Source organism: Holdemania sp. 1001302B_160321_E10 (genome assembly GCF_015552275.1).
Lineage (GTDB): Bacteria > Bacillota_I > Bacilli_A > Erysipelotrichales > Erysipelotrichaceae > Holdemania.
This window is the reverse complement of sequence record NZ_JADNEM010000043.1, coordinates 1-22,196: the sequence shown is the minus strand read 5'-3', so window position 1 is coordinate 22,196 and position 22,196 is coordinate 1. Positions and strand designations below refer to the sequence as shown.

Annotated in this window: 32 protein-coding genes and 1 pseudogene; all 33 read right to left on the bottom strand. The window is 47.2% G+C overall.

The window, feature by feature from the left end:
* Window positions 1-770: pseudogene (locus tag I2D94_RS16655) on the bottom strand (hypothetical protein); the annotation flags it as partial.
* A 14-nt stretch (window positions 771-784) separates the two neighbouring features.
* Complete coding sequence (locus I2D94_RS16650) at window positions 785-1,129, bottom strand: hypothetical protein (protein ID WP_195397725.1); 345 nt, start codon at window positions 1,127-1,129, stop codon at window positions 785-787.
* A 1-nt stretch (window position 1,130) separates the two neighbouring features.
* Window positions 1,131-1,550 (bottom strand): hypothetical protein, encoded by a 420-nt coding sequence (locus I2D94_RS16645; protein ID WP_195397724.1) that lies wholly within the window; start codon window positions 1,548-1,550, stop codon window positions 1,131-1,133.
* 79 nt (window positions 1,551-1,629) lie between these two features.
* On the bottom strand, window positions 1,630-2,007 hold the full coding sequence (locus tag I2D94_RS16640; RefSeq protein WP_195397723.1) for a hypothetical protein: 378 nt from the start codon (window positions 2,005-2,007) through the stop codon (window positions 1,630-1,632).
* Window positions 2,008-2,011: 4 nt separating this feature from the next.
* Window positions 2,012-3,265: a hypothetical protein gene (locus I2D94_RS16635; protein ID WP_195397722.1), complete on the bottom strand. Its 1,254-nt coding sequence runs from the start codon at window positions 3,263-3,265 to the stop codon at window positions 2,012-2,014.
* Between the two features lie 17 nt (window positions 3,266-3,282).
* A complete protein-coding gene (locus tag I2D94_RS16630) occupies window positions 3,283-3,858 on the bottom strand; it encodes a hypothetical protein (protein ID WP_195397726.1) in 576 nt (191 codons plus the stop codon).
* Window positions 3,851-4,075, bottom strand: a complete 225-nt coding sequence (locus I2D94_RS16625; RefSeq protein ID WP_195397721.1) for a hypothetical protein — start codon at window positions 4,073-4,075, stop codon at window positions 3,851-3,853. Before I2D94_RS16625 ends, I2D94_RS16630 begins: the two co-directional genes overlap by 8 nt.
* Entirely contained in the window at window positions 4,075-4,380 is a 306-nt protein-coding gene (locus tag I2D94_RS16620; protein ID WP_195397720.1) for a hypothetical protein, read from the bottom strand. The genes I2D94_RS16625 and I2D94_RS16620 overlap by 1 nt, the downstream gene beginning before the upstream one ends.
* Window positions 4,377-4,748, bottom strand: coding sequence for a hypothetical protein (locus tag I2D94_RS16615; protein ID WP_195397719.1), 372 nt, complete (start codon window positions 4,746-4,748; stop codon window positions 4,377-4,379). Before I2D94_RS16615 ends, I2D94_RS16620 begins: the two co-directional genes overlap by 4 nt.
* A 149-nt stretch (window positions 4,749-4,897) precedes the next feature.
* On the bottom strand, window positions 4,898-5,293 hold the full coding sequence (locus tag I2D94_RS16610; protein WP_195397718.1) for a hypothetical protein: 396 nt from the start codon (window positions 5,291-5,293) through the stop codon (window positions 4,898-4,900).
* Window positions 5,293-7,044 (bottom strand): hypothetical protein, encoded by a 1,752-nt coding sequence (locus tag I2D94_RS16605; RefSeq protein WP_195397717.1) that lies wholly within the window; start codon window positions 7,042-7,044, stop codon window positions 5,293-5,295. Before I2D94_RS16605 ends, I2D94_RS16610 begins: the two co-directional genes overlap by 1 nt.
* The gene (locus I2D94_RS16600) at window positions 7,041-7,433 is read right to left on the bottom strand and encodes a hypothetical protein (RefSeq protein WP_195397716.1); all 393 of its coding nucleotides are present in this window, start codon (window positions 7,431-7,433) and stop codon (window positions 7,041-7,043) included. The genes I2D94_RS16605 and I2D94_RS16600 overlap by 4 nt, the downstream gene beginning before the upstream one ends.
* Window positions 7,434-7,436: 3 nt before the next feature.
* Window positions 7,437-9,803, bottom strand: coding sequence for a hypothetical protein (locus tag I2D94_RS16595; RefSeq protein WP_195397715.1), 2,367 nt, complete (start codon window positions 9,801-9,803; stop codon window positions 7,437-7,439).
* A 5-nt stretch (window positions 9,804-9,808) separates the two neighbouring features.
* Window positions 9,809-10,402 (bottom strand): Gp15 family bacteriophage protein, encoded by a 594-nt coding sequence (locus tag I2D94_RS16590; RefSeq protein WP_195397714.1) that lies wholly within the window; start codon window positions 10,400-10,402, stop codon window positions 9,809-9,811.
* Window positions 10,402-10,869, bottom strand: coding sequence for a hypothetical protein (locus I2D94_RS16585; protein WP_195397713.1), 468 nt, complete (start codon window positions 10,867-10,869; stop codon window positions 10,402-10,404). Before I2D94_RS16585 ends, I2D94_RS16590 begins: the two co-directional genes overlap by 1 nt.
* A gap of 35 nt (window positions 10,870-10,904) precedes the next feature.
* On the bottom strand, window positions 10,905-11,381 hold the full coding sequence (locus I2D94_RS16580) for a phage tail tube protein (protein ID WP_195397712.1): 477 nt from the start codon (window positions 11,379-11,381) through the stop codon (window positions 10,905-10,907).
* A 10-nt stretch (window positions 11,382-11,391) separates the two neighbouring features.
* Window positions 11,392-11,820, bottom strand: coding sequence for a chloramphenicol resistance protein (locus I2D94_RS16575; RefSeq protein ID WP_195397711.1), 429 nt, complete (start codon window positions 11,818-11,820; stop codon window positions 11,392-11,394).
* On the bottom strand, window positions 11,817-12,278 hold the full coding sequence (locus I2D94_RS16570) for a minor capsid protein (RefSeq protein WP_195397710.1): 462 nt from the start codon (window positions 12,276-12,278) through the stop codon (window positions 11,817-11,819). The genes I2D94_RS16575 and I2D94_RS16570 overlap by 4 nt, the downstream gene beginning before the upstream one ends.
* 3 nt (window positions 12,279-12,281) lie before the next feature.
* Complete coding sequence (locus tag I2D94_RS16565; protein ID WP_195397709.1) at window positions 12,282-12,602, bottom strand: DUF6751 family protein; 321 nt, start codon at window positions 12,600-12,602, stop codon at window positions 12,282-12,284.
* A gap of 11 nt (window positions 12,603-12,613) precedes the next feature.
* Complete coding sequence (locus tag I2D94_RS18560) at window positions 12,614-12,736, bottom strand: hypothetical protein (RefSeq protein WP_255524752.1); 123 nt, start codon at window positions 12,734-12,736, stop codon at window positions 12,614-12,616.
* Window positions 12,737-12,738: 2 nt separating this feature from the next.
* Window positions 12,739-13,131: a hypothetical protein gene (locus tag I2D94_RS16560; RefSeq protein WP_195397708.1), complete on the bottom strand. Its 393-nt coding sequence runs from the start codon at window positions 13,129-13,131 to the stop codon at window positions 12,739-12,741.
* Window positions 13,132-13,133: 2 nt separating this feature from the next.
* The gene (locus tag I2D94_RS16555) at window positions 13,134-14,231 is read right to left on the bottom strand and encodes a P22 phage major capsid protein family protein (RefSeq protein ID WP_195397707.1); all 1,098 of its coding nucleotides are present in this window, start codon (window positions 14,229-14,231) and stop codon (window positions 13,134-13,136) included.
* 15 nt (window positions 14,232-14,246) lie between these two features.
* Window positions 14,247-14,756 (bottom strand): phage scaffolding protein, encoded by a 510-nt coding sequence (locus I2D94_RS16550; RefSeq protein ID WP_195397706.1) that lies wholly within the window; start codon window positions 14,754-14,756, stop codon window positions 14,247-14,249.
* 157 nt (window positions 14,757-14,913) lie between these two features.
* Window positions 14,914-15,084: a hypothetical protein gene (locus tag I2D94_RS16545; RefSeq protein WP_195397705.1), complete on the bottom strand. Its 171-nt coding sequence runs from the start codon at window positions 15,082-15,084 to the stop codon at window positions 14,914-14,916.
* A 28-nt stretch (window positions 15,085-15,112) separates the two neighbouring features.
* Complete coding sequence (locus I2D94_RS16540) at window positions 15,113-15,760, bottom strand: hypothetical protein (protein WP_195397704.1); 648 nt, start codon at window positions 15,758-15,760, stop codon at window positions 15,113-15,115.
* A complete protein-coding gene (locus tag I2D94_RS16535; RefSeq protein ID WP_195397703.1) occupies window positions 15,757-16,887 on the bottom strand; it encodes a phage minor capsid protein in 1,131 nt (376 codons plus the stop codon). The genes I2D94_RS16540 and I2D94_RS16535 overlap by 4 nt, the downstream gene beginning before the upstream one ends.
* A gap of 3 nt (window positions 16,888-16,890) precedes the next feature.
* Window positions 16,891-18,270, bottom strand: a complete 1,380-nt coding sequence (locus I2D94_RS16530; protein WP_195397702.1) for a hypothetical protein — start codon at window positions 18,268-18,270, stop codon at window positions 16,891-16,893.
* A 3-nt stretch (window positions 18,271-18,273) separates the two neighbouring features.
* Window positions 18,274-19,629: a PBSX family phage terminase large subunit gene (locus tag I2D94_RS16525; RefSeq protein ID WP_195397701.1), complete on the bottom strand. Its 1,356-nt coding sequence runs from the start codon at window positions 19,627-19,629 to the stop codon at window positions 18,274-18,276.
* Window positions 19,583-20,326 carry a phage terminase small subunit gene (gene terS, locus I2D94_RS16520; protein ID WP_195397700.1) on the bottom strand — a complete coding sequence of 248 codons (744 nt, stop codon included), beginning with the start codon at window positions 20,324-20,326 and terminating at the stop codon, window positions 19,583-19,585. Before terS ends, I2D94_RS16525 begins: the two co-directional genes overlap by 47 nt.
* 326 nt (window positions 20,327-20,652) lie before the next feature.
* Complete coding sequence (locus tag I2D94_RS18740; RefSeq protein ID WP_195397699.1) at window positions 20,653-21,081, bottom strand: sigma-70 family RNA polymerase sigma factor; 429 nt, start codon at window positions 21,079-21,081, stop codon at window positions 20,653-20,655.
* An 18-nt stretch (window positions 21,082-21,099) separates the two neighbouring features.
* Window positions 21,100-21,600: a hypothetical protein gene (locus I2D94_RS16510; protein ID WP_072685734.1), complete on the bottom strand. Its 501-nt coding sequence runs from the start codon at window positions 21,598-21,600 to the stop codon at window positions 21,100-21,102.
* A gap of 70 nt (window positions 21,601-21,670) precedes the next feature.
* Window positions 21,671-21,868, bottom strand: coding sequence for a hypothetical protein (locus I2D94_RS16505; protein ID WP_072685733.1), 198 nt, complete (start codon window positions 21,866-21,868; stop codon window positions 21,671-21,673).
* A gap of 76 nt (window positions 21,869-21,944) precedes the next feature.
* Window positions 21,945-22,139 carry a hypothetical protein gene (locus I2D94_RS16500; protein WP_072685732.1) on the bottom strand — a complete coding sequence of 65 codons (195 nt, stop codon included), beginning with the start codon at window positions 22,137-22,139 and terminating at the stop codon, window positions 21,945-21,947.
* Window positions 22,140-22,196: the final 57 nt, after the last annotated feature.

Genomic DNA, 22,196 nt, shown 5'->3' with positions numbered 1-22,196 from the left:
CGACCATCTTTGGTAATGATTAAGCTATGATACTCTTTTTGTGCCGGCCGATCATCCCGGGTAAATCCTTGATTACGCCCATAAGTGATACCGTACTCTTTAGTGCCTGGATGATTGTTGAAAAATGGCCAGTTAACCTTGCAATAATGAATGTGATCATCATCGATTTTATCTATCGTTTTGGTTACTTGCCCTGGCAGCTGCAGCAGGCCAATATCCTGATCAGCCTTACGCTTGTAAACATGGATCGTCTGGCCTTGCCAGGCAATACTCTGATACCCTGGTTTTAAATACATCTTGGATCCCTCCTCGTAAATTAAAAAAGGACACATCAACCAATGCGTCCATGTCCCGCGGTATATTGCCGCGGACTTATCTCTAAATTGTGACTTGACGACGCAGCCGCCGACGGATCCCCATCGCTTAGCCGTCGACTCGATGACCTGGCCGCCACCGATGTAGATCCCGATGTGGCCCTGCTGCCAGACCAGCAGCCCCGGGATCTCCGGGATCGTGCTGATCGGGCCCTTGTCGATCGCCCGGGTGTACATCTGATCAGCGTTGATATCCGGCACCGTCTTACCGTAGTAGCTGGTATTGCCTGGGCCGTAATCGTGCCACAAAAAGCACTTAATCAATCCGATGCAATCAAACACCCGGCGGCCGGCAGTATCGTAGCGACCGATCCCGCCGAGCTGGTAAAACGTTTGGCGGTTGAGCTGCTGCTCTGCCCATCGGCAGAGGTCAGCCGGTGATGTGTAATCGTACATAAGCATCACTCCTTTCACTTAATTGGCACCAATACAATCAAGCCATTTTCGTAGTTTCCGGACTCATTAAATTTATCACCAGGAACAACGTCAATGATCATTTTTATGGTAACTGGAGTGCGTCGGGATGTACCTGTATCAGCCATTGTAAATCCACCAATATGCGTCATTGTTTTATTCGACGTCACAGATACAGAAGGCCCGACCGTACTGCAGCCAATTCCGATAGCGATGGCAAAAGGATACTTATCCTTAAATGTGTAACTCTGCGCCCCCACACTGGTCACTGAGTAGACGCAAGACATACCTTTTACTGAACTACCTAATGAATTTAAGATGTTTCGGCTAAAGTTAGGCATGTTATGCACCTACCTTTTCCAGCCACATTGTACAATACCAGGTAAAACCGACATCTCCGTCTGTTCGATTAAACTTGATAGTATTAATTGATTTCAGCTCTTCGATTGTTCTGTACAACAACAAGTTAATAGACATGTTAATCGAAACACTTCCAGCACTATAACTTGTCATCGGCCTGCAATCATAAACTCCTACTGTATTTATGTTGTTAAGGTATAAATCGAAATGTGCATATCTGTTTTCACGCCAGCCCCCGTTTACAGTGCCTGATATCATTAAAGGAATAATTTTGTTATTATCCCAGGTTACTACTGTATTGATAGATCCTTTGATCGTTGGATGTTGACCTTCTGCGAAATGCAGCACATATCCAGGAAACGGTGACTTACCTCCTGGTAAGATATTTCGGCAGAATCCCATTAGATTCCACCTCTTTCCAGAATTCGAAGGTATGAAAAAGCCTTTAACAAAAGGGTTTTTAAATAGTTTGTAGTACAAACTACCCCCCGATTTTTTTACGCGTTACATAGGTGCAAATAACATACGATTTGTTAACATCATTTTGTCGCCAGCATTCCACATAAACCCCAGTAAATACTTTATCCGGATAAAGTTCAGCGATATTCCAAGTTTTCTGATAATGGTTCGTCGTGTTTGTTATGCGCACATCTCCGGTTGGCGAATATAAGATTAAAGAGGGTCTACTGCCACCCCAGCTATCGATGCCTACATACAGACTGCACCCGATTAATTCTTCATCTGCGGGTATATCTGCTTTTGCCGATCCTCCGCTATAATCGCGGAGAACACTCAGCATACGTGTTATATAAGCATATTTTGCATTTAATCCTGGAAGTATATTTCTGCTGAATCCCATAAAATCATCCTTTCTTGCACTTAAATGCGGTAAGTGCGGTCCCGTTTTTGTTGCTGTCGGCATAAATCCGCAGCTTGTTGGCTGTCACTTTGATGTACGGACCGATGCCCTCCACATTAGCTGGCCACATCGGCTCGATGATGTCGTCAGCAGCACAGGTGTAGGCCACGTCGGTAAACCACGGATAGCTGAGAGCCGGATCCACTGTCTTATAATCCGGATCCAAGCTGGCAATGTTATCCGCGGTCAGCTGGGTCCAAGTTGCGGTCGCCGCAATCGTAAAGCCATCAACGAGCTTGGATCCAGCATTATCAATCAATCGTTTAAGCTCCTTGCCTTGAGCTGCAGATAAAGAATCTGTAGTGCTGTCGCTGGTCAAATTATTAACTATACCGCGCCATGTATTGGTATAGGGAGGTGTTTGCCAAGTCCCATCACCACGCAGATATTTAACTTGAGCTCCTGCGGTTGGAGCTGGAACTAGCCCTGCTTTACCAGCAGCCGACGCAGTTGCAGCGGTCATGTTGCTGTAAGTTGTATTTGCCGGTGTCGACCATGTACCGTCGCCGCGAAGATACTGACCTTGCTTACCCGCAGCAGGCGCCGGTACAAGGCCAGCTCCTCCTGCCGCTGATGCCGTGGCAGCTTTAAACGCTGTGTATGTCGTATTATTATCAGCTCCCCACATGGCTGTACCATCCGCTGACCACCTCAGGATCTGGCCGGCCGCACCACCCGCCGGAATATGTTTATTGCCCGCCGATGTTGGATGTGTATAAACCGTATTTGTGTCTAGGTCACCAATCAACTGATAGGCAGAGCCGTCATAAACAAACTCCAATGTCCGATTAGCCGCGAGGTATCCTGCGTTGATCGCTGCGCCACGATACTGGATCGCTTTTGCGCCACTGCTGTTAACGTTGAGCGTTGGGTTGTCCGCAGTGTTGGTTACCGCAAACTTGACGATAATCCGCGCACCAGTTACCAGCTTAAATCCTGTACATGCAACCACCTTTGCCGCTGTTGCCGCTGCGGTGCTGCAAGTACCATAGTGCATAATCGCTGCTGACCCATCAAAGTCGACCCCATCCACAGTGCGTGCCGACTGCAGCTTGACCGCTGACGTTGCAGATCCCCCAGCAGAGCTGCTGCCGGCATAATTGTGAGTGTGGTTTGTATTGGCTTTGCCCGCGAGCGCTGCTTTAATTTTTTCCTGTAGATGGGTCAAGCCGGTTTTGTCTAAATAGTTATTCGCCACGTAAAATCACCGCCTTACTAAGCGGTGATCGTGTCAATTTCGGCATTGGTGATCGCAACCATGTCCGTCTTTTTCAGATATCCGGACAAGTCAATATCCGTGTTGCCGATCTTCTCGAATTTATTAGCCGTTGGCAGCCAGATATACTCATCGTAGCTGTCCCCTGTACCATGAGCATGTGACATCAAATAGATCGTACCTTTGATCCCCGTCGGCGGCAGCGTGGACACGATTTGAAAATCAATACCCGTGATCCCACTAAGTGCCTGGTTGATTGCGGCCTGGACCTCAGCAGCTTTTTGATATCCCGCGCCATTGGCAAGACTTGCGTTATCCGTTGGTACGGTAATGTTGAGCTCTTTGCTTTTGATCTCTTGCACAACACCGTTAACTTTAATCGACTCAATTTTATTGACTTGGGCTCCAGTTGCAATTCCACCAAGCTTGGCTTTCTCCTCGTCAGTATAATCGTTTGAGGATAGTGCTTTGCCAGAGACCTTATCAACTTTATTAGCTACTGAGTTTGTAACATGCGCTTTGATTAGACTCCAAAGATAAAGCAAGCCATCATTATCAAGATACTTATTAGCCATTTAACTTTTGACCTCCTATTAAATTAAAAATATCAGTATTTGTCATTTTCTCCAATCCAAGCTCATCAAAATTCTTGTCACCCACAAGTTCGATGCCGGAAATGCGCGGCTTGTTGTAGAGTGTATCGTAATCTTTCGTCCCAATTCCGCCTCCACTGTAAGGATCCATTTTCATGACGATTACTTTCTCTTGTTTTTTGATCGCCATTTTAGTCATCACAGCACCTCCTTAGAGATTGACTCGTACACGGCTTCCCGAGTAATTCCTGTTCCCGTAACCGATTCATCCTTAAACTTGATCCTAGCTTGGCAAGAGACAACATGATCCAGCATAAACGTGTCCTGCTGAGTAAGTGCAACAATAAACTGCCCAAGATCGCGATCAAATTTAGCATCTTCAGGATACGTTTTTCTGACAGGCCCAAAAACAAACTCAACTTTGTCCACCAGATCAATGTCTATTACGGATCCGACGTCATCCTGCAGTTCAATGGCCAAAGAGTAAGTATTGCCCTGCCTCATACCGCATTCCTCTTACGCCGGGTATATTGATAGGCACGCAGCTGGGTGCCGGTCATATCCGCATTGCAGTAAATCCGCAGCTTATTGGTGGTCACCTTGATGCAGGGGCCAAGGCAGCCGAGCTCTGCGGTGTCCGCATCCCACTCCGGGTAGATCTCATCGTCCTCACTGCAAGCAAAAGACAGATCTGTAAACCAGGGATACTTGAGGTTAGGATCCGGACCCGCCTTGTATTGCGGATCCAGAGTGGCTGCATTATCCGCTGTCAGCTGCGTCCAGGTTGCGGTTGAGGAGATGATGATTTCGGCGTCGCAATCCACTGTTCCGTAGCTAAAACCTTCCGCCACACGGCTTTCCAGGTCATTCATCGTTGCTGCATTAAAGGGATCCCCTTCTTGGGATACAGCCCCCTCCGCCCGCACAACGTCATATTCATTCGCGGCTCCTGTTGCAACGAGCTTCCTTCTGGTTGGATATTCTGATTGTCTGTTTTTCCAAGTCTTCTTTTTATAGCTCATTAAATCACCCCGCTTTCTCCGGCAAACATTTCTCCGCAGCGCATCTGTGCTTCCCCGGATGCCATAATGTTATTGCCGATCAAATATTCAATTTTTTCTATTTGATTCACTTTCTCGTAATCGTTAACCGGAAATCGAGGATTTTCCGGAAGATTGGGTACAGGCCAGCGGTTTCGTATTGCAGTCAAGCCATCTAAGATTTTTGTGAGATCCGTCTTAAAAATTAAAGGCCGGCCGCTCCAATCCTTTGTGGCATAGTCTAACCCAAGCTTCATTGCAAGATAGGATAGGTTCTGCTCAATTCGATTCAGATCCTCATATTTGAGATAGCCTTTTGGTGTCCTATCACGCACATCCTCCTCTGTCCTGTCAAATACAGGCGCAATCCAAACCATCACATCACCCCAATCTCATCGCCAGTTTTGAGTTCATTGCCTGCATAATCATAATCACCAATTTTAAGAGCATAGCCAATCCCTTTGCAGGATGCTAAAAAGCCGCCGGTCAGATCCAGCGACATCGATTCAAGCACAACTGCGACCATATTTTGCTGCGTTTTCACCGCGGAGAAATTACCAACCTTTTCATCCTCACAGATGATTTTCAACTCGTGGTTGAGTCGGTACTGATAATACTCATAAAGGTGTTCGGCAACGCGTGCTGCATTGGATTCAGATACCAAAGTAGCGTCGGTGACTTGCTTGCTGTTCCTGAAAGATCCGGCGGGCAGCTCGGGCATCGCCTTGCGGTAAATCGTCGCACTATCCTCATACGGATGGCCCTGCACCTTAACTTCAGCGGCTACATCGATCTGCAGCTTAATTCGGAAATAGTCTGATTCCAGGATCGTGCAATTTATTGCAGTGTAATTGGTAAAAGGTGACTTCAACGACACCTCATAAATACCGGGATCCAAAGCAGCCTTATAAGCATCTTTGAGCTCTGATCCTTTGATGAATTTATGAGCTGTGACCTCCACGTCGGTGATCAGATCCATCTGTTTGATACTGTGAGCCGGTGACATGAACTTCCGGTCCGAAAGAATGATCGTTTGCGTTGTATGCGAAGCTCTGTACATGTTAATCCCAGTAATCCGTGAGGTATCAATCACTCCGCAACATGCGAACAGAACCTGCTGCAGCGCTGCCCGATGACTGCATGGTTTGATGATCCCGGACAGAGTCATTTCTGCAATCTCAGGATCCACATAATAATCCGTCCAACCAAACGAGATCATGATTTCATCAATAATCTCATGGGCAGGCGTAACGTCATAAACACCGCCGCTAAAACTTGTCCCATCCATCACACCAAGAATATCTTGACAGGAAAAAGTGGAGATTACCCCTGAGGTTGTCTCCCAGGTTTTGATGTAATGTGTAGCCATCTGATATTCCACACCGTTGATTGTCTCATACAGATCTAATTTCTGCCGTTGCTGCAGCAGAGTGTAGTAGCCCTGCGGATTATCAATGTTGAATGTTTCATCCGGATCAATAACTGTCACAGAGGACGTGTTCACGCTGACTTCTGACGAGGTGATGTTCAGCTCTTCAAGTAAAGTCGCTTTCGAGAGATTCTTCTCGGCGTCCTGTGAGTATTCCAGCTTCCGGCCATAATCAATACCGTTCAGCCTGGCATATTGATGGCTTTCTGTCTGTAAAAATTCCAAGCTCATACATCTGAAATCATCCGCTTTTAAATTGCAGAAATAGGTGTACCGATCAACATTGAAAACTTCGGAGCCGATCAACTCCCCGATGCTATTTTCAAACGTGACTCGTACCCGTTTTGGCAACGGATATTGTCTATCAAAAGTCAGTGTCAATCCGGCGGCGGAGTGATTCTCATAGAATTGTCGTTCAATTTTTGGGTTTGTGCTAAAGCTGCCATGCTCATCGGACATCATGGCTGACCAATAACCGAAATCAGCTGTCTGCACACTTTCATCCATGATCTGGCAGCTGCCATCAAGTAAGAAACCACCATCTTCCAAAGTGCCGAACTTGACTGTTTCAATCTCATCTTCATCTAACCGGCCAATATCGCAAAAGGAAAGAATATCATTTACAGCGTAAGCACCATCCTGTTTGGCTGTCGTATCAAACAGATTGATGACGGCCCGGGTTGATGTTCTCCTGCTCATGAGATTGTCGGGAACTTGCTGACAAATTCCACTTTCAATTTCATAAAGATATTCTTTCCAGCTTTGCTTTTCTTCACCTCATCAGACACCTTCGAGAAGTAGGCTTGATAGGTAAACATGGATCCCGAAGCTCCAGGCATCACCACGGTATGGTATTCCTGCTTTTCTGTCAGCTTTTGATAGAGCCTGTTGTATTCGTACATGTCCACTATCTGGCCGAAGGATAAGGTGTAATTGAAATAAATTCCCAGCAGCTCGCCCGCATGCTCACCATCCTCAGTGCGATCAGCATACTTCCACAGGAAGTCAGCGCTGCGCTTGCAGGACAGAATCGGCACATGGTAATAAACGCCGTCAATATAAAGACCGTTGTCAAAAGTATCGCTCATCGCTTATCCCTCCAATACCAATTTTGTACCTACACGCCGATCTTCTTCGTCGATATTCAGCTTCAGTAATCGAATCAATGCCCCTAGATCACCATCAGCCTTGATTACAATCGTTGTTCCTTGTGATCCAGATTCTTCCCTCACAATCTGGCGGATCAAATCTTCCGGGGCTTCCAAGTTTCGCCCCCGGGTCTGATCTCCCAACATAGCCACAAATGGCTTGTTCGGAGGCAGTACCGCGCCTTGAGCCAGTTTCGGAATCCACTTGAATTGAGTCACATCAAAACCTGTGATATGCCCCAAATTCATACCAAAATGAGAACCACCTACAAAAGGAACCCAATCAGGAATATCCACTGAAATGCTGTTAATCGCATCAATCACTGCATTAATTCCGGTGACAATACCATCGATGACACCCTGAACGATATCTAAAATACCATTCCAAATTCCCGCGAAGATCTGTTGAACACCGAGCCAGGCTTGTTCCCAGTTCCCTGTGAAAACGCCAGTAATGAAATTGATAATACCTTCAAGTACTAAAGTAATGTCATCAATAATATTGCTGACACTCCCCAGAAAGCCTTCCAGCAGACCTTTTAAGAATGCGATCGCCAGCTGAACGCCAATCTTCACTAATTCCAAAATCGGCTGAATAAATTCAAACCACAAGCGAGAAACCTGTTCTCCGAATCCGATGAGGGCTTCAGTGATAGCCGCACCGTTTTCATCAAACCACGCAGACAGTTCCTGCAGAGCTTCCGTAAGCCAGCCCATGACTTCTACGATCGTACCACCAGTCCAGGAGGCAATCGGATCCAGTAAATTGTCCCAGAGCCACTCTGCTACCGGCCTGGTCGTTTCACAAACACCGTTAAATAAATCCAAAGCAGCGGAAAGCAAATCGAAAAATGCCGGCAGTCCATCCTCAATCACAAAGCTTGACAGCGGCAGAACGATCTCATCCCAGAACCATTCAAAGGACTCCATCAGCTTGTTGAACAGCGGTTCAATGGACTCCAGTAAACCCGCAAGACTGGAAACCAGAGGAATGAAGTTAATCGACTCTGACCATTCCACCGTGGATCCCACGATGTGCTCCAAGCACTCAAACATCCGTTCAAGCATGTTGGACAATGATGTTACGATTCGCTGCCCGTTACCTGCATAATCCCAGGCTTTCTTCCAGGCTTTCCCAATGTTGGTTACAATCTTCACGATTCCGTCCCAAAGCTTCTTTAAGCGCTCAACGATTGCCGTAAGCTGTTTTCCCAGATCAATCTCTTTCAGATAGGTATCTGTTGGGTCTGATCCCGATCCCGAGCTCTTGCTCAGGACTTCTGAACTGTCAAACGAGGCAAGCTTGCTTCCGGAGGATCCGCCATCCTTCTTTTTCTTTGCCATTTTGGCATTGGCCTTCGAAATCAAATTGATGCCAGTCAGAGCTTTGATGATCGCAAAAGCATAGTTCAGCACTGTGGCAAATCCGCTGATCAATCCGTTGATGATCGGTTCGAATGCACTGCCTAAACCAGCCCAAATCGCGTCAATCGTATTTTTCAGTTTTTCGTTGTCATCAGTTACCGATGACACAATTTTTCTGACTGCGCTGTAAGCCATCCGTACCCCCAGTACGCCAAGGCTTAACTTTGCGATCCGCTTAATCCCTCTTTTTAAAGAGTTATTATGCTTCTCTGCAGCCTTCTGGGTTTCTTTTGTTTGGCGAGCGACCTCCGCCTGCTTGGCGGCCTGACTGCGCAACTTCTGATCCTTTTGATCCAACTTTATCAGTTCGCCATGAAGCGAATCACTCATGGCATTCTCGCGCTGCAGAGCACCTTCCAATTCAACTTTTTTGTTGCTGATTTTAGCTGCCGCTTCTGCCTGCAGCTGGTCTTCCTGCCGCAGCTTACTATTGATCTGATCGAGCTTTTCTACTTGCTTCTGATATTCCTTAGTTCCTTCCAGTCTCGTCTGATTGGCGGCTCGCATTGCCTCATTCGCAGCTTCTTGGGCAACACGATCGCGATCTTCAATACTAGCAGATGCCGGCAACGCATTCATCGCTGCTTCAGCTGCGCGATCACTTTGATTAATCGCTTTAGGATCGTTCACCGTTTGCTTCATTGCTTCTTCACTCATTTTGCGAGCGCTTTTTTCTGCTTCTTCGTAGGCCTCCTGCAACTTTTTTACCCTGGCCGCAGACTTCTCGATTGCTGAGTTCTGTTCATCAATCTCTTTTCCAATCTTGACGGATTCCGCTTCTTTTGCTAATTCTTTCAGCTGTCGTTCTATTTCTTTTCGGTCTTTCGTGATACCATCCGTCTTCAGCCGGGTATTGATTCGGATGGAATTTACCGTTTCAGCCATTTCAGCTATTCACCTCCGTCTAAGAGGGTATCTCCATCATCCAATCTGTTTTCTGAGGACAAAAAAAGCGCTTCAAACTTGTCGAGCGCCTTCTGATCTTCAGCTGTTAGTTTCGTCGGCAGAGCCAGCTGAGCCTTTGCCTTCGCCATTCTTTCCCTTGCTTTTCCTCTGTAATCTTTTAAATCACAGGTTCTAATTTCCCTTACACGATTCAATACACAATCCCCGGACAAACCGTCCAGCAATGTGATAAAGTGCCACCAGTGCATAGATTCAATGCTTGACAGGTCGATCTTATAGTCAGAGGCAAACGACGCGACGATGTAGCTTTCATCGGCCTGAAGGTCCATATCCTTTTGCACACCTGCAGCCGAGTCTTTACTTTTACCGCAGCTTAGATATCTCATCAACAGCTCCATGACCTTGTTCAGATCTACCTTAGGGATATCATTTAGCAATAAATAAATCACGGCCAACGACCGTTCAATATCGTCAATATCAGGATCCTCGATCACCTCAAAGCACTTCAGCGCTGTCCGGTAATCGGTGTCCAGCGCAAAACGCTGACCCTCTACTTCAATATACTTTGGATACTCCATCAGGACAACACATCATTTTGCCTTTTCTGATATTTCTTCTTGAGTCGCTCTTTAATCGTTTCCGTGTTCAGCTGCATCGCTTCAAAGTGCGGCTCAAACTGCTCAAACAGATCGTCGTACATATCCATGTAATTGGCGTCGCCAAACAACTTCTGCATTGCGCCCGGGCAACCGAAAAAATCGTCCATAATCTGACGATTCCGCTCGAACATTTCTTTGTAGGTATTGAGGATCTGACGTTCAACAGATCCAAAGAGGTTTCCACTCTCTTTTTCATTCTTTTGATTTTCAAGTGCTTTAATCTTTCCGATCGCCACCTGCTTATTCTTTTCAACTTCCTGAAAAGCCTTATTACACTTGAAGGGCAATCCGATATCAGCCAGGTCAAAGATAATCTCTGTCCCATCGTCGCAGATATTAATCCGATAAAGATCCTCCTGTTTTCGCGTAATACGAACTTGATTCATCGTCATTCCTCCTTAAAAAGAGGCACAAGCCGTCCTTATGCCTCTGTAAATGTAACGGTGCCGTTCGCGATTGTCGCTGTCCCCTGGACTGGATCGCCGTCATAGAGCATCGTATATTCGATCACGACATTACCTTCACCGCCGAAAGAATCAATCTGAATCAGAACGTCCTGTTTCTCAGCATAATACTTTCCTGTCGTTTCTTCGTAGATACTCACATTCAGCAGCTGCGCGCGACAATCTTCACCGGTTGCCCGCGTCTTCCGAATGTTATCCACGAATTCAAAAATCGGATCACCTTTAAAGGCTGTCATACTGATCGGCGTGTTCGGCGCGTAAGAATCGATACTATTTGATGCGTTGTCATCACCGATATATTTCTCAGTGGTCACCTCTGGATTGAACGACGTCGTCAATTCAGTAATGCCCTTATTCATCCTTGACCAGGTCGGTTCCGCGGTCGTTGCCGTGTTTAAGAAATGAGCTAATTTTGCTCGTTTGATCTTATCCATATTCTCTCTCCTATTCTACTTCATAGAGCAGCCGACACTGGATTTGGTACCGGCCGTATTTCATATCTTGCGTAATGCCAAAGAGATAACCATTACTGGTCACTTCTATCTTTGTTGCTTGCTTTCCTTCGCCTAAATCCGGCAGGTGATCCAGATCATTCTGTTCTTCCAGCCAGTCTGCGAATTCCTCAAAGAAACCGCTGTTTTCCACATTCATCGCCGCCTCATCGGAATAAGGAAATTTAACAGCCACCGCAAAAGCGTATTGCCGCTCTCCCCCGCCGCCGATATAGTCTCTGACAACGGGATTCACCGGTAAAGGCTCAATGGAAACCGACTTTCCTTTTTCCTGCAGAAAATCCACTTTCACCCGGCTGCCCAAGTTTAAGAGCATTGGGCAATCTGACAGGTAGGTTCTGATCGCTTCAATAATCGTCATAGATGTGCATTCCTTTCGATAAACAATCGGGTAGATTCCAAGATCTGCCCTCCTTCTGCTTCCCACATTCGCTCTGTCCAATAAGGACCGCGCAGAGGCGCTCCCTGATATTGCATATCCCGATCAGTGAGTACCTTCTGTGTGTTTGGTCGCGACCAGTGCCGGCCTTCCAGCGGATTAAAAAAGGATCCCTTTCCCGTGATGGGATCGACCATCAGCTTACCAAACCAGTGATATCTGGCGTAAGGCGTTGTGTAAAAGATCGCGTCGAAATCTGGCGTCGGATGGACGCTGTTCTTCAAAATGCCGGAACGAAATGGAACATATTTATCAGACAGCCGGATGACCTCAGAAGTAAAAAAACGCTGGACCAGGCCACCTTGTTCAAGATTCAATCCCCGCAATAAAGCCTCAGTCCCCGCAAGATGAAGGTCAATATCAAAATAAATCTGTGCCATCGCTCAGCTTCCTTTCACGGTGATCCCGTCAAGATCGCTGCCAACATCGTGTATTGATACGGACTCTGCGGTGATCCACTCTTTGACATTTTCCAGCTCTGCTTTACAGCGGATCGCTTGACCATGTCCTTTTACAATCAGATCGCCCGGCCGGACATCGACGTTAAGAAATGGAATGATCACCGTTACCGAGGCATCTTGATCCACGCCTTTATCAGCCTTCGCTTGTGACTTGGATCCATACCAATACACACCGTGGATAACGGTCCGCAAATAACCATCATCGTCCTGATGTCGATAAACAGTTATTGTGTGTGGAAACATCGGCCATCACCTCAGTTCTGTTTCTGCGTTTCTTTTTTTGTATCCTTGACCTCGGTATAGCCGAGATCCTTTAAATAGCGATCCTTAAGTTTGTCATTAATGACAAGGATCTTCCCATTTTTTTCTACCTTCATAGTCAGCCTCCATATTCCATAAGTACGACCCCGGCATACAACAAGCCGGTCATCCCCAGCCAGGTCCGAATCGCTCTTTCCTGTTCTTCAATGCACTCCTGCTTTGTCTGCAGCTGATAGCTTTGAGAGTGATCCCCTACCGTTTCCGCAGTGATCCTCTTTCCAGACGCTGTTGCTTCCGCCGCTTCATTACAAAGCAGGTCACAAAGAGCGCAAGCGCACATCACAAGTTCATCCAGGTTTTGGTAATGCGGCAGGTCAGACCGCCCGAAAGTTCTTTTCCGGAGGATCTGACTTGCCTGAACGCAATACCGATCAAAGCTTTCTTCGTCTTTGATCAATGCACCCTGAAAATCTGTGATGTAGTTGCTGAACGTCGCATAGCTTTTCAGCATGATCAGCCGATCAGCTTGACAGCCATTGTTGGATCCAGCGTCTTGATGCCGTACAGGATATCCAGGGAAATGGTATCTGTCTTGGTTTTGATATCATAACCATAGACGACGCGGACGCCCAGACCATTATGCGAAACGATCGCTGCGTTTTTATTGCCCAGCGGCAGAGCTAAAGGCCGGCTGACCATCGCGATCGCGTTGCGGTGGAATGCCAACGAGTGGACCTTGTTGACGATATAGGCGTTGGCTGTTGCATACTCTTTCAGCAACGGCATATCAATCGCCAGAGAATCAATCGCACCCGCTGCAGCAGTCTTATCCTCAGCTGCACGGTACATTCGGCCGTCTAAAATAAAACCGTCACCCTTTTTGATTGTTGCGGTCGCCGTGGTGATTCCGGACAGGGAGACTGTCTTCGCATCTTTGGCTCCCGTGACTTTCAGCGCAGTCGCTGTACCCGGAGTTTCCGCCATCGAATATGGAGCATTCTGATCCATGTAAGTGTCCAGCGTATAGATTCTGCCCAGTTCTGCATTCCGCAGCGTTTCACCAGTGCCGGCATACGCGACTTTGGACAAGTTGTCGGTTAAGGCGTAGCGGTACTTGTGTTCCGGGTTCAGAACCAGGCGGCGCTGCTGCATAGGCACTTTGTTGATGTCCAACTTTTTACTGATCCTTGCGATATCTTCCAGATTCGCCGGCTTCGCAGTTCCTTCTACAACATTGGAGATGTTGGCCACTTCATTCAGCAGGTCTTCATCCACGGACTGTGCGATGGCAGACATTGCAGGCGTGATCAGCTGCTCTGAAAAGTTCTTGATGTCCAGCGTCATCTGCGTCGAGGTCACGGCAAAGGTGACGTCGCGATGACGATCCAGTTTCACCGGTACACCATCTTCAACGGCATCCTGCACGATGACCGCGCCAGTGAAGTTGTGAGAAACGAATTTTGCCGGTTTCCGTGCGGTGACGGTATCGCCTACTTTTACAAATTCGTCGGAATAGTCACGGTGAACCAGGTTCGCCATGACCAGGTTGTTTTCCAGTACCATCAACGCTTCCCGCGCGATGATTTGAGGTGTTAAAAAAGTATTCGGCATACAAATAGCCCTCCTTTAAAGTTTGTTGCGATACGCAATGTACTCTTCCATGGTCATTTCTTCCGGATTTTTACCGGCCGGCGGTGTCGTGCCGTTCGGCAGCCCGCCATCTCCAGAGCCTGATCCATTGCCAAGAATGTCCTTATACTCGTTAGTGAGTGATTCGTACTGATCGTCCAGACCGCCGGTGATCTTCCCGTCATCATCCACGGTGATCTTATCCAGATCCACTTTGGCCATCAGCAGATCCGCGGCTTTTCCTAGGCTGGCGAACTTGCGGAAAACCGCACTGTTCTTTGTATTTGCCAATTTCAGAGCTTTGGTATCGTTGTCGTATTGGGTCTGTAAGGCTGTCAGTTGGGTTTGCAAATCTGCGCTCCCGCTGATCTGTCCTTCCAGTTCGGTGATTCTTTCGAGATTCGCGGTGGTCTGCGCACCGAACTCTGCCATGATGGTATCAACAACATCGTCTTCCAGCTCCAGCCCATTCAAAAACTCCCGAAAGCTTTTCTTTTTCTTCGCCATGTTCTTCCTCCTTCGCTTGGTGTCGCGGTCGCGTCCGCGTGTGATCAAACAGGTTACCCGATCCTATCGTTGCCGGGGCACGAGAAAAGGACAGTTTTTTGTCGTGTCCGGGACATAGAAAAAGCACGATTCCTTGACCGTGCTTAGTTCATTAATTTTAATTTTTCTGTCGTTGTTCCTCTTTATGCTTTTTTATCCAAGCTAAAATTTTTTCCCTTTCAGCTTGTTTCTCTTCTTCTGTCATAGGTTTAGGGGGCTGCACATATCCACCAGCTTCCGCTGCCGCGATCTCAAATTCATCAATCGCTTGCCATTCTTCTTTTGTCATTATGTCCCTCCTATCTGTAAATATTATACTACTTTTTAATGTATTTATCTATCAGTTTCTGAGCCGCCACTTCATCGATCGCCATGTTTTCTTTAGGTCCAAGCGAATAGGCTCCAAGGGTCTTTGCATAGTGATCTACTAGCTTTGTTTTCGCCGTTAGAGTCACAAATCCATCATTACCTTGCTTTTTACTTTCATAACAAGCTATCGCAAAAAGGTGAGCACCAGTTCCTATATATTTACCATTATGCCCGACATTAGAAGGGTTGGATTCTGCTAAAAAAACTTTTGTATAACCTTGTTCATGAGTAAAAGAAATCAATCCCTGAATGGTGTCATCTCCTTTTACACGTAGCGCATATAAATTTTCACCTTCTGCTTTAGTCCAATCAAAGCGCCATTTTTCCCGTTTAAGCTTTCTTTGCATAGCCGGTGTCATTTTAAAAATCCCAAATTCAGTTTCTACAGTTTCTCCAGTTGAACGGACTTCTAAACAATCTGTCAAACCATCAATTTCTATATCAACCACTTTCGAATCTATACTGTCAGAATCAATATAACGCTTGAACTTTCCACTTTTGATCATCGCATCGGACAAACTCTGTCCATTCTTAATAAAAATCCGGCGACCACCCACTGTCCGCCAGACTCCATCTTTCTCATCGTATTTCTTCATGATGCGATCTGCTCCCTTTCAAATTCCCGCGGCAGGTTATGTTCGTCACAGAACTGGATGATCTGCTTCTGCTTTTCTTTCACTTTCAGACTTGCTTTTTCAAAGCCTTCCAGGTCGTTGCACTGTTCTGCTACAGCCCGGCGCCGCTTGTATTGCCGGATAGTTCTTTCCATCGCCCGCTGCTGATCCAGCAGCTCCCGACGCTCACGATTCTCCTGCAGGTCAATCTGCGCTTGCCCAGGCTTAGAAATCCCCGGCCAGAAAAGGAAAGCACGGTGTCGACAATTCACACCTGCGAAGCCTTGAATATCTCCGTAACCCGTTGATTCCACAAAGTTCGGATACTCCTCACTGCTTCCTTCAATCAGGTAAACCTTTCCCTGCCATCCTGCATGGTTAGCGATTGGGTTCGTATCACTTACCCTAGCTCCCAGATGACTGGAAATCTCTAAAGCGTTGACGCCGTTATCCTCCGCGGCTGCCAGGACAGCTCGGTTTGCCGTCTGATGAACTGCCGTTAGCGTGTCCCTACGCACTGCAGCTTCGATCGAATAATGGATGATCTTTTCTTCGCCTGTAAGCGGATTAGAACGCTTATAGGTAGCCCCGTAGATGCCCTTATTGGCCATTTTCTGCATGGCACGGCTGATTGACTGACCATAACTGTAAACGCCGCTGACGGTCTCTAAATAAGCCGTATTGAGGATGGTCATGTAGGATTGTCGGACGCTCTCCTGTGCTGCCGTTTGAATCATCTTAAAACTCTCCTTGAGCTCCTGATAACTGTGTTCAAAAGTCGCAGCCATTGCCGGGCTTTGCATCATCGTTTCCAGATCAATCCCAGCGCGATCTAATGTCTTTCTATCGAAGTTTGCAAAGGAAGCTTCTTTGAGCATTTTCCGGATGGCTTTTTCAGATCGTGTAGAATACCGTGCGATGATCCTCACCGTTTCTCGGTTCAGCGCACCCAGCTCATCCAGCTTTTTCAGATGCCACTCCAACGATCCACCGATCTTCTCGTAGGTATCAAACCGGCGGGCGATATCAATAATCAGATCCAGCTCCATGTCCTGATAGATCGCAAGTATCTCGCGGTTCAGGTAGTTGATTTCCTCATCCGTCAACATGGTCTATTCCTCGGGTTCCGGTTCTTCTTCAACCTCTGGCTTGCGGGCTTCGATCTCCTGTACGAATTTCTCCGCTGCAGCCTGATCCATGTTGCGTGTCAGCTTAAAATACTCAACGGCATCAATTAACCCAGCGTTGAACTCCAGTAAGGCCTGTCGCTTCTTCTCCGCCGTATCCTCGATGATGGAATCATCGAAATTGACGGACACGTCAGCGGTATACGGCTTACCCGTAAGCAGGTAAAGGACAGACTGTGTTAAACCGATCAGCGCCGGCTCAAGCAATAGCTCATGTTTTTTAAGACGCCGGTACATCTTCGAATTCGTGCTGATGACCTGGGCTTCGTTGGTATAGACCTTACCGTCTCGGAAGACATAGTGATCTGCACCGAAGCCGACCTTGTCTCCGAACAAGTTGAGCGCCGTCTGCAGCCCGCGGTCATGCTCCTCTACCCGCAGCTTTGAATCGGTTTCCTGAATCGGTTTAGCCTCTTTATCTTCCATCGGAATCGCATAGAAAACAGTATCCTTTGTATCAAAGGCTGGACGAGGTTTGCCGTCGGGACCGATATTGACCTGGACTGTATCTCCTCGAACGAAAATCCGTTTTCTACCCAGGACAAATTCATTTTCATAGCTGTCGTACTTCGTATCGACATCTTTCATTTCATCGACCGCATTGGCATAGACCGAAAGACCCATTGCTTCGTCTAATTCGATGTTGTTGACCAGGTTCGGCTTCACAATCCAAAACAGCTTCACCGGACTTTTAACAATCGGCTTGACACCACCCGGAAGATTTTTAACCGAATATTGACCAGATTTCTCGCTAAACACAATATTCTCAATCCGGTATGATCCGTCCGGCTGCCGGGTATGCAGCGTGATGTAATATTCATCTTGATTCAGTTGACTGGCAAAAGCGCAGTCCACAATCTCGCCATTTTCAATTTTCAACGGCCGGATCATCAGTCCGTTGATGTAGTTTATCGTCACAGGTCGATCAGTTCGAGATGGAGACGCATAAGCCACAAAAGCACCGGTGCCTAAGGCAAACGCCAGCTCGATCAGTTGATTGGCACGGTCACGGAAATTGTTTGCTTCTAAGATCGCATCCAGCGCGTTCTGCGAGGCCGTCATAATTTCAACCTTTTCGTTCAGCAACAGATCCGCCCAGTCCTCCGCAGATCGTTTGGCCATGCCCAGCGTCAGCTTCTCGCAGTCCACATTTTCAAAGCCATTGTAAACGGTGTAATTGTGGAATGAGTCAACCTTACCGCGATACCAAGCATGCCATTCCTTCATCAGCTGCCGATGTTTTCCAGACATGGCAATTGGATATCCTAACTTTTCTAAAAATCCATCAATGACATCGTTTGTCATATTTCAATCCTCCTCTGTGATCATCGGCAACATCTGCCGGATATACTGCCAAGCTCCCATCACGAAATAGCGCAGCGCATCCTGGCAATGGTCATTGGTCTTAACCGGCTTTTCAATGCCTTTATCTACGCTGTCCATATCCCACATATACAGATACATCTCATTGTTGAGGTGCCGTTGCTCAGTGCAAATAAAAAGCCGCAGATAACTCAGCAGCTTCTTCACTCGATCAATGCCCAAATTCACGGTATTGTCCGGATTTTTAATCACAACCTCTGGACATACTCGCTTAATTTCCTCAGCCAAGCCTTTCGCCGAAGGATCGATATAAACAAAGGTAATTGGCTTGCCTAACTTATTCTCAATTTTCGCCTTGAAGTCTTTGAAATCTTTCGCATACTCGCTGGGGCTGCGCTGCTGTCCGGTATTCCGGCCGGAGTGGTAATACTCGCCTAATCCTCGGACACAGCGGTCAACATAATCCAGACCGAATGCCTCAAAGGTCGTTGCGTTCATTTGACCATAGTCTATTCCGATTCCGGAAATTGTGATGTGCCGCAGCTGCGCCGGCGTTGCATCGGCAACATGCTTATCCGGGTTAAACATGTAATAAATAACATCGTCTAAACCTGTACATTCTCCAAGCCACAGCCAGCGATACAGCTTCTCGTCGTTTTTTAGTAACTCCAAAGCGGAGTTGATTAGCTTCTGGCCAAGCCATTTTGCCGGTACATCTCGGTAGTCAGTATGTATGTGGATCGCGTCACCGCGCTGTTTCATCTTATCGAGCCAGACCATCACCGGTGCTTTCTGATTCTTCGGCGGGTTGAAATAATACTCCATGCAGAACTCCTCATCATTGCCACGCACGAAGGTTGCTTCAATGTTCATGAGCTCGTCTTCGCCTTCGCCCTTATCGAAAAATTCTGTCACTTCGTCTACTTCAACCAGCTTGATCGGCTTTTCTTCATCGATCATGCCCTTAGTATCATCGATGGAGTCAGATCCTGTGAAATAGATCGTATTGCCATTAGGCAAATACTTGATTTCCATCGGGCTGGCAGTGATCTTAAAATCAGATTTATCCAATTCCAACCGCCGGATCGCCCGTAGAACTTCTTTATAGACTGTCTTTCGAAGCTTATTGTGAAACTTACGAATGATGACTACAGCACAATCGTCATCCGATACGATCTTATACACCGCACGTAATGCTCCCCGACTTGACTTTGTGCCAGCACGGCCGGAGGTAAATATCTTATGAGCATAGCTCGTGTCGTTGAACGTGGAATAATACTTGGGGATGATGACGTCACTCAGTCTGACGATCTTCTGATTCGCTGACTTGGTCGAGGTCATTGACGATCACCACCTTGCTTGCAGATTTACTATTCTCAGGATCCTCCTGAATTTTTTTAACTTGAGCTTTCAGCAACTCGATCCGTGCTTTCTGCTCCTGGTTAGCCATGCCAGACTCAACCATCGCGTCATACTGTTTGATCATGTTGGTAAGCGTCTGCATTGCGCGGGACTGCGCCGATAGAAAAGTGGCTTGCTTGTCCCAGGCCTGCTGCACTTCCCAACGTTCGCCGCAGACATTGCCGTCTTTTTCTTCGATCTTTTCAACAGTTTTATCTGTTTGATCTTTGACATACATCAACTTCTGCGCGCGCAGTATCGCTGCATATTGGATCTGGATATTTTGCCAGAGGACATCCAGTGGATCCAGTACTTGCAGGTCTTCAACCAGTTCCAGTGTCTCAGCCGGCAGCACCTTACAAAAAAAGCCGTGCTTGACGGCGTGCTGGTTTCCAGGTGGACCTGTGGCATTGTGATTGCCAGGCTGTCCGCCGCGGTGCCGTTTGGTTGCAACTTTTTTTGCAACTTCGGTTGCAACTTTTTGCTTTTTCGGTTGCAACTTTTCCGCCCGCCAGTACCGGGTAGCCCAGCTCTTTACCGCAGATAGGGACACGCCAACCTCGTCGGCGATCTCCTGATATTTTTTACCTTGCAGATAAAGCTCACGGGCCAGCTCGCGTTTTGGATCTACAGTCACGTCATATCACCACCTCCAGATTTATGTTAATGCGTCATGTCTAAAATTAAAGCCCCGCAAGGCGATACGCGGGGCTGTGAGTTTGCAGGCTAAAAGTATAAAGTGTAAAAGGGAGGTCAGAAAGTAGAAAGGAGAAAAGATGGGGTGCCTGCCTCATCCAGCCGGGGAAGGAGAAAGAACCGACCGGAAACCAAAGAAAAAGCACCCATCACTGAGTGCTTTGTTTATCCTTGACCGCATCTGGGCCACTTGCTTGCGCAGAGGTGCGAGCGGTACTGTCTGATACCCACTGGCATCTTACACGCGTATAGTACCACAAAAGTCAACTATACGCGTATGGAGTTTTTACAAATTTTATTGATCCGGTACTGCAATCCTGGTTTAGACATATTAACCATGGGTGCAGCTGCTTGATAGCTGTATCCGTCCTCATACACCAGCCGGATGATCTGCCGGTCATCCGGACTCAAGCTGTTAAGCCAGGCATCCAGACCCAGCAGCTGCCGCTCCGTGTATGCCTGATCGATCTCTCGCTCCAATGTTGCCTGCTCGATAGTCATACGCTGCACCGCAGGGTGCTTGGGATCCAGACGGTGGATCCCGCACTCTTTGGCAGCCTGCTCTGGCCAGTCGGCGTGCCAGGCTATCGCGTCATTGATCTCTTGCAGCCGGCGCTCCAACTGCTGGATCTGCCGGGTGTAATTGCCGTACACTCGCAGCTTATCCTTTGTCCGTTTGATCCGCTCATCCGTCACCGCTATCCCTCCTATTGGCTACTCTGTTTGTCGATTGCTCTCATCCGCTGGCTGCATCATAAACGCCAGCAGCTTATCCTCATCACAACAAAGTCCATTCAATTCACAAGATTCGCATTCGCGGTCAAAGTAACAAGAGTTGCTCCTCGCCACCGTGATACAAAGTTCTGCGACATACTTATCCAGATTACGTCGGCTCCCATTGCCAACACCAGCAAACACCAGATTGCGATCATCGATGTATTCGTCGGCAAAAATTTTACGCGGATTATTTTTATAAAGCTCCTGCATGCAAAGGACATTATCGTTGACAGCGTCAAACTCAATACCTTGTGCCAGACACCAATCAACAGCCTCTTGTAACCGATCGCCCTCACGCATCGTGTTGAGGATGATCTGATCACCTGCGGCCTTGCATTGCTTGGCATACTCAACGATCGGATAGATTGGCCGGATAATCTCCGGCCACTTGGTCACCGCCAGGGTGCCATCAAAGTCAAATGATACTATCTTGCTCATCAGCGATCACCCCCGATCCGATCGATCAACAGAACGACCGCCACAAAGGCGGTAGCAAGTATCACGGGGATCATTTTGACCCCCTAAGCGCCGCCATACGTTTAACGGCTTGATGGTATCCTTTTGCTCCCATAGCTTGCAAAGCAGCAAATGGATTAATAATCACATTATCGTCACGGTTGATCCACTCCTCAACAAACTCAGCGGTATATAAAGGGTCAGCAATATCGTTAATAATCTTTTTCTCGATTTCTGTTAATTTAATCATCTTTACCTTCCTTTCCTCTGGCCCTTTTTAGGACTCCGGATGTTCGTCGTTTTGCTGATGAGATTCAGTTTCTTTTTCATCTCGTCCTCCAATACCCAAGACTGGCTGCCATTTCTTCAAATTCGTCAATGTTTATCAATTCCGGATCGATTCCATTGTTCTCTGCAATTCTTTTCATTGCCGTCGATGGCTGGATCGCTTTCTTTTCCCATCCGCAAAAGACTGTTCGATCTTTTGCTGCAATTTTTTCTGATTTCTTAAATTTGATCATTTTTCATTTCCCTCACAAATTCAAGCATACAGGCACATCCGACAACATCTTTTCTTT

What these genes read in the sequence shown, in the direction of transcription:
- I2D94_RS16610 (WP_195397718.1), bottom strand. Translation starts at nt 5,293, where the DNA reads ATGGTTTGGATTGCGCCTGTATTTGACAGGACAGAGGAGGATGTGCGT.
- I2D94_RS16555 (WP_195397707.1), bottom strand. Translation starts at nt 14,231, where the DNA reads ATGCCGAATACTTTTTTAACACCTCAAATCATCGCGCGGGAAGCGTTG.
- I2D94_RS16590 (WP_195397714.1), bottom strand. Translation starts at nt 10,402, where the DNA reads ATGGAGTATCCAAAGTATATTGAAGTAGAGGGTCAGCGTTTTGCGCTG.
- I2D94_RS16615 (WP_195397719.1), bottom strand. Translation starts at nt 4,748, where the DNA reads ATGAATGACCTGGAAAGCCGTGTGGCGGAAGGTTTTAGCTACGGAACA.
- I2D94_RS16575 (WP_195397711.1), bottom strand. Translation starts at nt 11,820, where the DNA reads ATGACGATTATTGAAGCGATCAGAACCTACCTGTCAGATTGCCCAATG.
- I2D94_RS16640 (WP_195397723.1), bottom strand. Translation starts at nt 2,007, where the DNA reads ATGGGATTCAGCAGAAATATACTTCCAGGATTAAATGCAAAATATGCT.
- I2D94_RS16570 (WP_195397710.1), bottom strand. Translation starts at nt 12,278, where the DNA reads ATGGCACAGATTTATTTTGATATTGACCTTCATCTTGCGGGGACTGAG.
- I2D94_RS16510 (WP_072685734.1), bottom strand. Translation starts at nt 21,600, where the DNA reads ATGAGCAAGATAGTATCATTTGACTTTGATGGCACCCTGGCGGTGACC.
- I2D94_RS16535 (WP_195397703.1), bottom strand. Translation starts at nt 16,887, where the DNA reads ATGTTGACGGATGAGGAAATCAACTACCTGAACCGCGAGATACTTGCG.
- I2D94_RS16525 (WP_195397701.1), bottom strand. Translation starts at nt 19,629, where the DNA reads ATGACCTCGACCAAGTCAGCGAATCAGAAGATCGTCAGACTGAGTGAC.
- I2D94_RS16645 (WP_195397724.1), bottom strand. Translation starts at nt 1,550, where the DNA reads ATGGGATTCTGCCGAAATATCTTACCAGGAGGTAAGTCACCGTTTCCT.
- I2D94_RS16650 (WP_195397725.1), bottom strand. Translation starts at nt 1,129, where the DNA reads ATGCCTAACTTTAGCCGAAACATCTTAAATTCATTAGGTAGTTCAGTA.
- I2D94_RS16595 (WP_195397715.1), bottom strand. Translation starts at nt 9,803, where the DNA reads ATGGCTGAAACGGTAAATTCCATCCGAATCAATACCCGGCTGAAGACG.
- I2D94_RS16630 (WP_195397726.1), bottom strand. Translation starts at nt 3,858, where the DNA reads ATGGCTAATAAGTATCTTGATAATGATGGCTTGCTTTATCTTTGGAGT.
- I2D94_RS16585 (WP_195397713.1), bottom strand. Translation starts at nt 10,869, where the DNA reads ATGAATCAAGTTCGTATTACGCGAAAACAGGAGGATCTTTATCGGATT.
- I2D94_RS18560 (WP_255524752.1), bottom strand. Translation starts at nt 12,736, where the DNA reads ATGAAGGTAGAAAAAAATGGGAAGATCCTTGTCATTAATGACAAACTT.
- I2D94_RS16505 (WP_072685733.1), bottom strand. Translation starts at nt 21,868, where the DNA reads ATGATTAAATTAACAGAAATCGAGAAAAAGATTATTAACGATATTGCT.
- I2D94_RS16560 (WP_195397708.1), bottom strand. Translation starts at nt 13,131, where the DNA reads ATGCTGAAAAGCTATGCGACGTTCAGCAACTACATCACAGATTTTCAG.
- I2D94_RS16580 (WP_195397712.1), bottom strand. Translation starts at nt 11,381, where the DNA reads ATGGATAAGATCAAACGAGCAAAATTAGCTCATTTCTTAAACACGGCA.
- I2D94_RS16620 (WP_195397720.1), bottom strand. Translation starts at nt 4,380, where the DNA reads ATGAGGCAGGGCAATACTTACTCTTTGGCCATTGAACTGCAGGATGAC.
- I2D94_RS16545 (WP_195397705.1), bottom strand. Translation starts at nt 15,084, where the DNA reads ATGACAAAAGAAGAATGGCAAGCGATTGATGAATTTGAGATCGCGGCA.
- I2D94_RS16565 (WP_195397709.1), bottom strand. Translation starts at nt 12,602, where the DNA reads ATGTTTCCACACACAATAACTGTTTATCGACATCAGGACGATGATGGT.
- I2D94_RS16530 (WP_195397702.1), bottom strand. Translation starts at nt 18,270, where the DNA reads ATGACAAACGATGTCATTGATGGATTTTTAGAAAAGTTAGGATATCCA.
- I2D94_RS16550 (WP_195397706.1), bottom strand. Translation starts at nt 14,756, where the DNA reads ATGGCGAAGAAAAAGAAAAGCTTTCGGGAGTTTTTGAATGGGCTGGAG.
- I2D94_RS16625 (WP_195397721.1), bottom strand. Translation starts at nt 4,075, where the DNA reads ATGACTAAAATGGCGATCAAAAAACAAGAGAAAGTAATCGTCATGAAA.
- I2D94_RS16605 (WP_195397717.1), bottom strand. Translation starts at nt 7,044, where the DNA reads ATGAGCAGGAGAACATCAACCCGGGCCGTCATCAATCTGTTTGATACG.
- I2D94_RS16600 (WP_195397716.1), bottom strand. Translation starts at nt 7,433, where the DNA reads ATGAGCGATACTTTTGACAACGGTCTTTATATTGACGGCGTTTATTAC.
- I2D94_RS16540 (WP_195397704.1), bottom strand. Translation starts at nt 15,760, where the DNA reads ATGAAGAAATACGATGAGAAAGATGGAGTCTGGCGGACAGTGGGTGGT.
- I2D94_RS16500 (WP_072685732.1), bottom strand. Translation starts at nt 22,139, where the DNA reads ATGATCAAATTTAAGAAATCAGAAAAAATTGCAGCAAAAGATCGAACA.